The following is a 9,958-nucleotide window of genomic DNA, read 5'->3' on the forward strand; positions in this document are numbered from 1 at the left end:
CCCGAGGCTGAGCCGTCATGAACCACCCGTCGCCCGACGGCGCCACGCCCGACACCGGGCCCGACGCCCCACCGCTCCCGCCGGAACCCCCGTTGACGCCCCCGGCCGACCGGCCCGAGGGCCATGCCCACGACCACGAGTCGTACGAGGAAGGGTTCGAACCGCTGTGACACTCCCATGGAAGAACGGACCCGGTCGCGGACGCCCCGCCGTTCCGCGCCTGCGGGCCCTGCTCCTGGCCGCCGGACTCGCGGCGGCCGGGCTCCCCGCCGTCGCCCAGGCCACCCCCGCCGCCGCGCCCCGGGGCGACCGCCCCGCCGTCGAGTCCGAGGTCACCGAGGACCTGGCCGCCCGGGGCCGGTCGACGTTCTGGGTCTACTTCGAGGACCGTGCCGATCTGAGCGGCGCGGCCCGGATCAAGGACCGGGCCCGGCAGGGCCGCGAGGTGCGCGAACGGCTCGTGAGGACCGCGTCCGCCAGCCAGGCCGGGCTCATCGAGACGGTCCGCGACGCCGACGCGCACCGGCCGGCGCGTACCAAGGCGTACACGTACACGCCCTACTGGCTCGCCAACGCCGTCCAGGTCACCGGCGACGCGGATCTGCTCGCCCGGATCGAGAAGCTTCCGGGTATCGAGCGGGTCGCCGCCGACCGGACCTACGCCCTGCCGAAGCTCACCGCCACGGCAGCCGAACCGGCGGTCGACGACGTGGAGTGGGGCGTGGACCGGATCGGCGCCCCGAAGGTGTGGGAGGAGTACGGCGCGAAGGGTCAGGGCATCGTCGTCGGAAGCATCGACTCCGGCGCCCAGTTCGATCATCCGGCGCTGGTGAAGCAGTACAGGGGCAACAACGGCGACGGAACCTTCACCCACGCCTACAACTGGTACGACCCTGCGATCGTCTGCGGCATCATCAACAGCGTTCCCTGTGACAACGTCGGCCACGGCACCCACACCCTCGGCACGATGGTCGGTGACGACGGTCCCGGCAACCACGTCGGTGTCGCTCCGCAGGCCCAGTGGATCTCGGCCAAGGGGTGCGAGCTCAGCAGTTGCACCCAGCGCTCGCTGCTGGCCGCCGGGCAGTTCATGCTCGCCCCGACCGACGCCCACGGGAAGAACCCGCGCCCCGACCTGCGCCCGCACGTGATCAACAACTCGTGGGGCAGCTCGGCCGCGGGCAACGATCCGTGGTTCCAGCAGACGGTGAAGGCCTGGGTGGCGGCCGGGATCTTCCCGGTCTTCTCCAACGGCAACGAGGGGCCCGCCTGCTCCACGGACGGCAACCCGGGGAACATGCCGGAGAGTTACGGCGTCGGCGCCTTCGATCCGGACGGAAACGTCGCCTCCTTCTCCAGCCGGGGCCCCTCGGCCTTCGACGACGGGCTGATCAAGCCGGACGTCTCGGCGCCCGGTGTGGCGGTCCGCTCGGCGTACCCGGGCGGGAAGTACGCCGTCGGCAGTGGCACCTCGATGGCCGCTCCGCATGTGGCCGGGGCCATCGCGCTCCTGTGGTCGGCCGCGCCGTCGGTCGCCCGTGACATCGAGGAGACCCGCCGGCTGCTCGACGAAACCGCCGTCGACGTGGACGACGTCTCGTGCGGCGGCACGGCCGGCGACAACAACGTCTACGGCCATGGCCGACTGGACGCCTACGCCGCCGTGACGAAGGCTCCGCGCGGGGCCACCGGCACCGTCACCGGCCTGGTCACCGACGCGACGAACGGCGAGCCGCTCGCCGATGCGACCGTGACGCTCCGGGACGGCGAGGGCCGTCCGGTGGGCCTGGAGCGGACGACCGGGGCGGACGGCCGCTACACGTTCCCGGCCTCGGTCGGCGCGTACACCCTGTCGGCCTCGGCCCCCGCGTACACCACGGGGACGGCGGACGTCACCGTCACCGAGGGCGCGACGGAGAGCGCCGATCTCGCGCTGGGCGCCCGCCCGGGGAAGGTCCTCGATCTGGCGGTCGGGCGGACGGACCTCGGCTCGGTGCCGATCGGGACCACCGGCGGCCCGGTGACCGTCACACTGACCAGCAACGGCAGCCGTCCGGTGACCGTGTCCTCGGTCACCGACCATGACGGCGCGTTCGTCCACGAGGCCGGGACCTGCGGCTTCGCCCCGTTCACCCTGGCCCGCAAGGAGCACTGCACGGTCGAGATCTCCTTCCGGCCGACCGCCGTCGGCAGGGACAGCGGCACGATCTCGCTCGTCGACGACGCCACCGACCGGCCGCGCGCGGTGGCCGTGAGCGGCACCGGCTCGGTGATCCCGGCGCGCACGGAGACGCTGCGGATGCGCGGCGTGGAGAAGAACATGGACTCCGCGGTCGTCGACCCCGAGGGCCGCTACGCCTACTTCGGCACCTCCAACGCGCAGGATCCGCTCCCCGGGCACATCGCGAAGATCGACCTCAGGACGTTCAAGCGGGTGGGCACCGTCTCGGTCGGGGTCGGGATGAAGCTGCTCCAGGCGGCGGTGATGGACCCGGCCGGGAAGTACGCCTACTTCGCGGTCGCGGCGACCCCCGGGCGCGTGGTGCGGATCGACCTCGCCACCTTCACCATGGACAAGATCCTCGTGCTCGGAGCGGGTGAGGACAATCTGCGCTCTGCGGTGATCGACCCGGCCGGGAAATACGCCTACTTCGGTACGGGCACCAATCCGGGCCGGGTGGTGAAGGTCGACCTGACCACCTTCACCCGGGCCGACGCGGTCACGCTCCCCGCGGGCGAGGACTTCCTCAGCAGCGGAGTCATCGACTCCAAGGGCGCGTTCGCCTACTTCGGCACCCTGACCTATCCGCAGGGGCGTGTGGTGAAGATCGACCTGGCCGCCATGAAGGAGACGGCTTCGCTGGCCCTGCCCGACAACCAGGCCTATCTGCGCTCGGCGGTCATCGCCCCGGACGACCGGTACGCCTACTTCGGCACCGGTGAGGGCAGTGGCGGCGGCAAGATCGCCCGGGTGGACCTCGCGGCCTTCGAGCACGCCGGGACGATCTCCCCGTCCGGTGGCGCGGCGTTCTTCTCCGCCGTGATGGATCCGGGCGGGCGGTACGCCTCCTTCGGCACCCTGTCCGTGCCGGGCCGGGTCGTCAACGTCGATCTGGAGCGCTTCGAGGGTGCGGGCTACACCACCCTCGCCGGTGACGAGGACGCCCTGGTCTCCGGTGTCGTCGACCCGCGCGGCGACTACGCGTACTTCGGCACGATGACCGGGCCCGGCCAGGTGGTCAAGGTGCGGACGGGAGCGCGGTACGAGATGGGGGCCACGGGCGGCCTGGTCCGTGGCGTGCACCGCACGGCGCTCACCTGGGACGGCGCGGCCACCGCGAAGGTCGAGGTCGTCCGGAACGGCAGGGTCGTGGCGACCGTGCCCAACACCGGGCGCTACACGGACCGGATCGGTGTACGGGGCAGGCCGGTGTACACGTACCGGCTCTGCGACGTGGGCACGCGGCACTGCTCGAACGAGGTCCGGATCGACTTCACGGGCGGGTCCGCGGGTTCCGCGACCGGCTGATTGGACGCGGACGCCGGTCCGTTCACGTGGCGGCCGGCCGGCCCGGGAGCGTCCCGGACCGGCCGGCCGTGCGCGTGTGCGCGGGCTCAGTGGTCGGCGCCGCTGCCCCGGACGACGCACGAGCGGTTCTGCTCCCAGCCCCAGCCGTCACCGTCCGGATCCGAAGCGCCCCCGTTCACGCAGTACGGATAACCGTTCGGCGCCGTACCGCTTCCCGATCCGCCGTCACCGTCCGCGCCGCTGCCCCGGACGACGCAGGACCGGCTCTGCTCCCAGCCCCAGCCGTCACCGTCCGGATCCGACGCCCCGCCGTTCACGCAGTACGGATAACCGTTCGGCGCCGTACCGCCCTCCTCGCCACCGCCGGGGTTTCCGCTCCCGCCGCCGTAGACGGTGGCGCGCTCGGACGTGGCGGCGATGCCGTCGGCACCGTCGAAGAAGCGCCGGCCCCAGCCGGTCAGGGAGTCGGCGTCGAAGCCGTTCACCATGTCGAGGTATTCGACGCCGCTGCCGTTGCCGCTCCAGGACCAGCCGAGGTAGCCGATGCCCAGGGACCGGGTGGTCGCCATGATGGCGTCCTCGTCCGGGTTCCCGTCGCTGTGCTGGTCGCCGAACTCACCGACGACAATGGGGAGTTTCGCCGCGACGAAGTGGTTCAGATAGTCCTGGACCTCGGCCGCGGTGTCGTACACGCCGTACATGTGGATCGAGAAGATGGTGTTGCGGTCGGGGTCGGAGGCGAAGACCGAGGCCGCGTTGGAGCGCATGGTGCCGGACCAGTCCTGGCCCCAGTTGGGCGCGTCGACCATGAGGGCGTGGGTGAGGCCGGCGGCGCGCAGTCTGCCGATCGCGTGCTTGGTGGCATCCGTCCACGCCGTGTAGCCCGTGTTGCCGAAGGGCTCGTTGCCGATGTTGACGACGACGTAGTCCTCCTGTCCCTGGAGGACGCTCTTCAGACCGATCCAGTAGTCGGCGGCCTTGTCGAGGGTGGTGGCGGCGCCGTCCTCGCCGTAGCCGGTGGTGTCGTGCACCTCCAGCACGCAGATGACCTTGTTCGCCTTGCACTGTCCGATGATGCCGGTGACCTCGGACGCGCTCGTACGGGTCCACCGGTCGCCGCTGCCCAGCACGACCCGGACAGTGTTGGCGCCCTTGGCCGCGATGTCGGCGATGGCGGTGGTGCGCTCCGGGTACCAGGCGTAGGCGTGGTTGACGCCGCGCATGACGAAGTCGTTCCCGTTCGCCTCGACCACGCGGCCGTCGCTGACCCGGATTCCGGTGGGGGCGGCCGCGGCCTCGCCGACGGCGGGACCGGTGACGGAGGCCAGCAGGCCCAGGGCGGCGGCGCAGGCCAGACCGGCCGTGGTGATCAGGGAGTTTCTGGGCTTTCGCATCTCTCTCCTCGGGTGCGCAGGGGGTGGGACGGGCTCGGGCCGGGCGGCTCCAGGGAGTGGACCGCCCTTCCATGACAACGATGTCCAAGCGCGGCTCCGCCTCGTGCGGACATGCCGGACGAGCACCGTGACCGACCGGCGGGGTGATGCCGGGGGCAGGCTTCGCAGACGTCATGGGTGTGGGGGGTGAACACCGGACAACCGTCCTGGGACGGCGGCGACTTCGGCCCGGTGCACGTCTCCCGGCCCGTCGCACCACCATGAGGCACCGACTGTCACATCCCTGTCAATAGCCGGTTGGCAACTCGTTTACGCATCAGCGGATCAGGCCTCTTACTAAACCGCTAAACCTGCTGGCTAGCCATAAGGAGAAGCCGCAACATACGTTCTGCCTGTACAGAAGTCATATTCCTGGGTGATTGACAGTCGCAACCCAGGCCCATACCTTTCCCGTCAATAAACCGGTACAGGAGTGGAGTTCGGCTCATCCGGACGCATAATCCGGCGCCGGCCGCTCCGCCTCCGGGGGCGGTCAGGGGCGCACCGCGCGGCGGGCCGTGCGCGGCCGGTACTCGACGAGTGTCAGGGCCAGCGAGACGTACCGCTCCACCAGTTCGTCCACGGTCAGCGGACCGTCGGGCCGGTACCACTGGGCGATGGCGTTGCACATGGCGATGACCGCGCGCCGCGCGTCGTCCGGGTAGGGGGTGAGGAAGACGCCCTCCGCGATGCCACGTTCGACGATGCCCCGGAAGCGGCTCGTCCCCCGCTCCTCGTTCTCGCGGTACCGCGCGAGGTGCTCCGGCTCCAGACTGCGGCCCTCGCTGAGCACGATGTTGCTCTGGGCCGGGTGGCCCGCCCGGAACCGCACGGTGGCGGAGACGATGGCCTCCAGTTGCTCGGCCGGGTCGTCGCCCGCCGCCGACAGGGCCGCCTCGCATTCGGCGGCGAACGCCTCGACCCCTTCCTCCAGGATCGCGACGAGCACCTCCTGCTTGCCCTTGTAGTAGTAGTACAGGGCGGAGAGGCTGACGCCGGCGCGCTGCGCGATGTCCCTGATCGAGGTGGCTCCGTATCCCTTGTCGGAGAACTCCGCACGCGCGGCGTCGATGATGGCCTTGTGGCCGGCAGGTGCAGGTCGGCTGGACACTCCGCTCCGATCTCTCGTGGCGCCCGGCCCGGCGGAGACGGCCGGCCCGGCGAACGGCCCCCATGGGCGGCCTCACTGTACCGCTGCGGCCCGACGGACAGCCCCGGATCGCCGCATGAGCCACGCCCACCCGCTCTGAACAGGCAGAACTCATAGAACAAATGATAAATCCAGGGACTCCCCCATCCCTGGAACGCCCGGAAGGGCCTCTCCGTGACCCGTTGCACACATCCCTGGCCTGCACATTTCAGGAACGCGCCCGGAAGCCCCCTGCGCACCGCCTCACGTGTGATTAACGTTCGATCAATTCTACCCCGGGACCCCGCGCGGCACCGAGGATCGCACGCGTCGCGGAGGCGCATCGCAGGGCTAGCTTATCGATCGTTCAGTCAGGTACCGTGCGAGACGACACCACGGCGCGCCCTCCAGGTCTCGTCCGGGCCGATTCCGGACCGGACGCGTCCGACCCGAGGGTCCCTCCCCTGCCCCTGGAGCCCGCATGCCGCACTCCGCCGCCGCACTGGCCCGCTGGGCCACGGCGCTGGCCCCCGCCCCTGACGATCTCGCCCTGGCCGACCGGTCGCTGCGGGACACCCTCGCCGTCACACTCGCCGCGCGCGGCCACGCGCTCGAACGGCTCACGGAGGGGCTGCCCGAGGCCGCCCGCTGGGCGGCTCTCGGGCATGTGCTCGACTTCGACGACCTGCATCTGCCGTCCACGGCCCACATCAGCGTCGTCTGCGTACCCGCGGTCCTGGCCGCCGGCGGCGACGCCCGCGCCTATCTCGCCGCGGCCGGGGTGATGGCGCGGATCGGCACCGCGCTCGGCTGGCGGCACTACACCCGCGGCTGGCACGCCACCTGTACCGCGGGCGCCCCGGCGGCGGCCGTGGGAGCCGGGCTGGCCCTCGGGCTGGACGCCGAGGGGCTCGCCCGTGCGATGGCCCTGGCCCTGCCGGCCGCGGGCGGGGTGCAGCGGGCCTTCGGCACCGACACCAAGGCGCTCCAGGTCGGCTTCGCCACCGACGCGGGCGTGCGTGCCGCGCGTCTGGCCGCGGCGGGGGCGAGCGCGGATCCCGAGGCGTTCGACGACTGGCTCGCCCTGCTCGGCGGCGACCCGGACGCGCTGGACACCGACCCGGCCGCACCCGCCGTGCCGGACGGTCTCGCCGTGAAGGTCTTCCCCTGCTGCTACGCGATGCAGCGCCCCGTCGGAGCCGTACGGTCGCTGCTCGAACAGGCGCCCGTCGATCCCGCGCGGATCACGGACATCGTCGTGCACACCCCCTCGGCCGCCGTCCACCCGCTGATCCACTCCCGGCCCCGCACCGGTCTCGAAGGCAAGTTCAGCCTGGAGTACGCCGTCGCCGCCGCGCTGCTCGACGGGCATCCGGGCTTCGCCTCCTTCACCGACGACGAGGTGAACCGGCCCGCCGCCCGGCGCCTCGTGGAGCTGGTCCGCACCGTGACCACGCCCGGCGGGAGCGGTCTGCTCACCGGCGAGACGCGCGTGGAGATCACGACCGCCGACGGCGAGGTCCACCGGGCCTCGCTCACGCTTCCCCCCCGGCGCGCCCGGACTCCCCCCGACCGACCGGGAGTTCGCAGCCAAGACCGCCGACTGCGGCCCCGACGTACCCGCCCTGCTCGCCCGCCCGGACTGGGCATCCGCACCGGAGATCCTGCGCACCGCGTTCCCCGCCCCCGGCCCCCTGGACCCGTCATGAACCGTCTTCCCCTCGACGGCATCACCGTCGTCAGCCTCGAACAGGCCGTCGCCGCCCCCTTCGCCACCCGGCAGCTCGCCGACCTCGGCGCCCGTGTCATCAAGGTGGAACGCCCGGGGGCCGGCGACTTCGCCCGCGGCTACGACGAGTCCGTGCACGGGCAGTCGAGCTACTTCGTGTGGCTGAACCGCTCCAAGGAGTCCGTCACCCTGGACATCAAGACGCCGGGCGGGCGGGAGGTGCTGGGCCGGCTGCTGGACGGAGCCGACGTCTTCGTGCAGAACCTCGCCCCCGGCGCGGCCCGCAGACTCGGCCTGGGCGCCGACGCCCTGGCGGTCAGCCACCCCGGACTCGTCGTCTGCGACATCTCCGGTTACGGAAACGACGGCCCCTGGGCCGGGCACAAGGCGTACGACCTGCTCGTCCAGTGCGAGACCGGCGTCGTCTCGCTCACCGGATCGCCCGAGGAGCCCGCGAAGGTGGGCATCTCCATCGCCGACATCGCCGCCGGCATGTACGCGTACTCGGGCATCCTCGCCGCCCTGTACGAACGCCGCGCCACGGGTGCGGCCCGGCCCGTGGAGGTCTCGCTCTTCGAGGCGCTGTCGGAGTGGATGGGCTCGCCGATGTACTACACGGCGTACGCGGGCACCCAGCCGGAGCGGGTGGGCGCCCAGCACGCGACGATCGCCCCCTACGGCCCGTACGAGACGGCCGACGGACGGACGGTCCTGCTCGCCGTCCAGAACGCGCGCGAATGGGCCTCCTTCTGCGCGGTGTTCCTGGACGACGCGGGGCTCGCCGAGGACCGGCGCTTCCACCGCAACTCCGCCCGTGTCGCCCACCGCGCCGAGCTCAACGCGATCGTCGCCGCGCGCTTCGCCGAACTCGGGGCCGAGGAGGCGGTGGAGCTCCTGGACGCGGCGAAGGTGGCCAACGCCCGGCTGCGCACGGTCGGCGAGTTCCTGGACCATCCGGTGCTCGCGGCACGCAACCGCTGGCGGGACGTCGACACACCGGGCGGTCCGGTGCGGGCGCTCCTGCCCCCGGCCACGCCCCGGGGGCTCGTCCCGCGCATGGGACCCGTGCCCGCCGTCGGCGAGCACACCGACTCCGTTCTGCGCGGCCTCGGCTACGACGAGGCCGCCGTCTCCGTCCTTCGCGCCGACGGCGCGGTCTGACCCGCCACCGCACAGGGAGCATCGCCCATGACCGAAACAGCGCCGCACACCGCCGCGTACGAGCAGATCGCCTACGAGGTCGCGGACCGCGTCGCGACCGTCACCCTGAACCGGCCCGAGGCCCGCAACGGCTTCACCAAGCCGATGGCCCTGGAGGTCGCCGACGCGCTGCGCCGCGCCGACGCCGATCCGGCGGTACGGGTCGTCGTCCTCACCGGCGCGGGCCGGGACTTCTGCGTCGGCGCCGACCTCTCCGCGGGCGACGGCACGTCCCGGGGCTTCTCGGCGGCCGGCGACACCGAGGCCGCCGAGCAGTACGCGGCCGGGACCTACCAGGAACCGGCCGGTCTCGTCACCCGGGTCCTGTACGCGCTGGACAAGCCGGTGATCGCGGCCGTGCGCGGTGCGGCGGTCGGCGTCGGTTCGACGATGCTGCTGCCGGCCGACTTCCGGCTGGCCGCCGACGACGCGCGGTTCGGCTTCCCGTTCAGCCGGCGCGGCATCGTGCCCGAGGGCGGGTCCGCCTGGTTCCTGCCCCGGATCGTGGGTATGACCGCGACGATGGACTGGCTGGTGTCGGGCCGGATCGTCCCGGCCGACGAGGCGCTGCGCGCGGGGCTCGTGACGCGTCTGCACCCGGCCGACGAGGTGCTGGACGCGGCGTACGCCCTGGCCCGCGAACTGGCGGCGCGGACGGCGCCGGTCTCCGTGGCCGTCATCCGGCAGCTGGTGCACCGCATGGCGTGGGCGGACTCTCCCGAGGAGGTCCACCGGCTCGATTCCCGGCTGGTCTACGACACCGTGCGCGGCCCCGACGCCAAGGAGGGCGTGCTGTCCTTCTTCGAGAAGCGGGATCCGCGGTTCCCCGGCCGGGTGCCCCAGGACCTTCCCGGCTATCTGCCGTGGGCGGACCGCTGAGCCCGTTCGGCGGGCGTGACAGGGGACGGCCCCCGCGGATGCGGGGGCCGTCCCCTGTC

At 72.3% G+C, this 9,958-nt stretch carries 6 protein-coding genes and 1 pseudogene; 5 read left to right on the top strand and 2 right to left on the bottom strand.

Going from position 1 to position 9,958, the window contains the following annotated elements; translation table 11 throughout:
• Positions 1-17 precede the first annotated feature (17 nt).
• The gene (locus tag ACFVDM_RS30790; protein ID WP_383648025.1) at positions 18-170 is read left to right on the top strand and encodes a hypothetical protein; all 153 of its coding nucleotides are present in this window, start codon (positions 18-20) and stop codon (positions 168-170) included.
• Complete coding sequence (locus ACFVDM_RS30795; RefSeq protein ID WP_383648027.1) at positions 167-3,529, top strand: S8 family serine peptidase; 3,363 nt, start codon at positions 167-169, stop codon at positions 3,527-3,529. Before ACFVDM_RS30790 ends, ACFVDM_RS30795 begins: the two co-directional genes overlap by 4 nt.
• Positions 3,530-3,615: 86 nt before the next feature.
• On the opposite strand, the gene ACFVDM_RS30800 is transcribed toward ACFVDM_RS30795, so the two are convergent.
• Both ACFVDM_RS30800 and ACFVDM_RS30805 read right to left on the bottom strand, forming a co-directional pair.
• On the bottom strand, positions 3,616-4,923 hold the full coding sequence (locus ACFVDM_RS30800; protein WP_383648029.1) for a cellulase family glycosylhydrolase: 1,308 nt from the start codon (positions 4,921-4,923) through the stop codon (positions 3,616-3,618).
• Between the two features lie 532 nt (positions 4,924-5,455).
• Positions 5,456-6,073 (bottom strand): TetR/AcrR family transcriptional regulator, encoded by a 618-nt coding sequence (locus tag ACFVDM_RS30805; protein ID WP_383648031.1) that lies wholly within the window; start codon positions 6,071-6,073, stop codon positions 5,456-5,458.
• 499 nt (positions 6,074-6,572) lie between these two features.
• Between ACFVDM_RS30805 and ACFVDM_RS30810 the strand changes: the two are divergent.
• The 3 genes and pseudogenes from ACFVDM_RS30810 to ACFVDM_RS30820 form a co-directional block, all read left to right on the top strand.
• A pseudogene (locus tag ACFVDM_RS30810) lies at positions 6,573-7,655 on the top strand (MmgE/PrpD family protein); the annotation flags it as partial.
• A gap of 141 nt (positions 7,656-7,796) precedes the next feature.
• Positions 7,797-8,981 (top strand): CaiB/BaiF CoA transferase family protein, encoded by a 1,185-nt coding sequence (locus ACFVDM_RS30815; RefSeq protein ID WP_383648037.1) that lies wholly within the window; start codon positions 7,797-7,799, stop codon positions 8,979-8,981.
• A 27-nt stretch (positions 8,982-9,008) separates the two neighbouring features.
• Entirely contained in the window at positions 9,009-9,899 is an 891-nt protein-coding gene (locus tag ACFVDM_RS30820) for an enoyl-CoA hydratase-related protein (RefSeq protein WP_383648033.1), read from the top strand.
• The last annotated feature ends 59 nt before the right edge of the window (positions 9,900-9,958 follow it).

This window comes from Streptomyces sp. NPDC057682 (assembly GCF_042799575.1).
Taxonomy (GTDB): Bacteria; Actinomycetota; Actinomycetes; order Streptomycetales; family Streptomycetaceae; genus Streptomyces.

Bases quoted from the DNA above. Each gene is read 5' to 3' on its own strand.
- ACFVDM_RS30790 (WP_383648025.1), top strand. From the start codon at position 18: ATGAACCACCCGTCGCCCGACGGCGCCACGCCCGACACCGGGCCCGAC.
- ACFVDM_RS30800 (WP_383648029.1), bottom strand. From the start codon at position 4,923: ATGCGAAAGCCCAGAAACTCCCTGATCACCACGGCCGGTCTGGCCTGC.
- ACFVDM_RS30815 (WP_383648037.1), top strand. From the start codon at position 7,797: ATGAACCGTCTTCCCCTCGACGGCATCACCGTCGTCAGCCTCGAACAG.
- ACFVDM_RS30820 (WP_383648033.1), top strand. From the start codon at position 9,009: ATGACCGAAACAGCGCCGCACACCGCCGCGTACGAGCAGATCGCCTAC.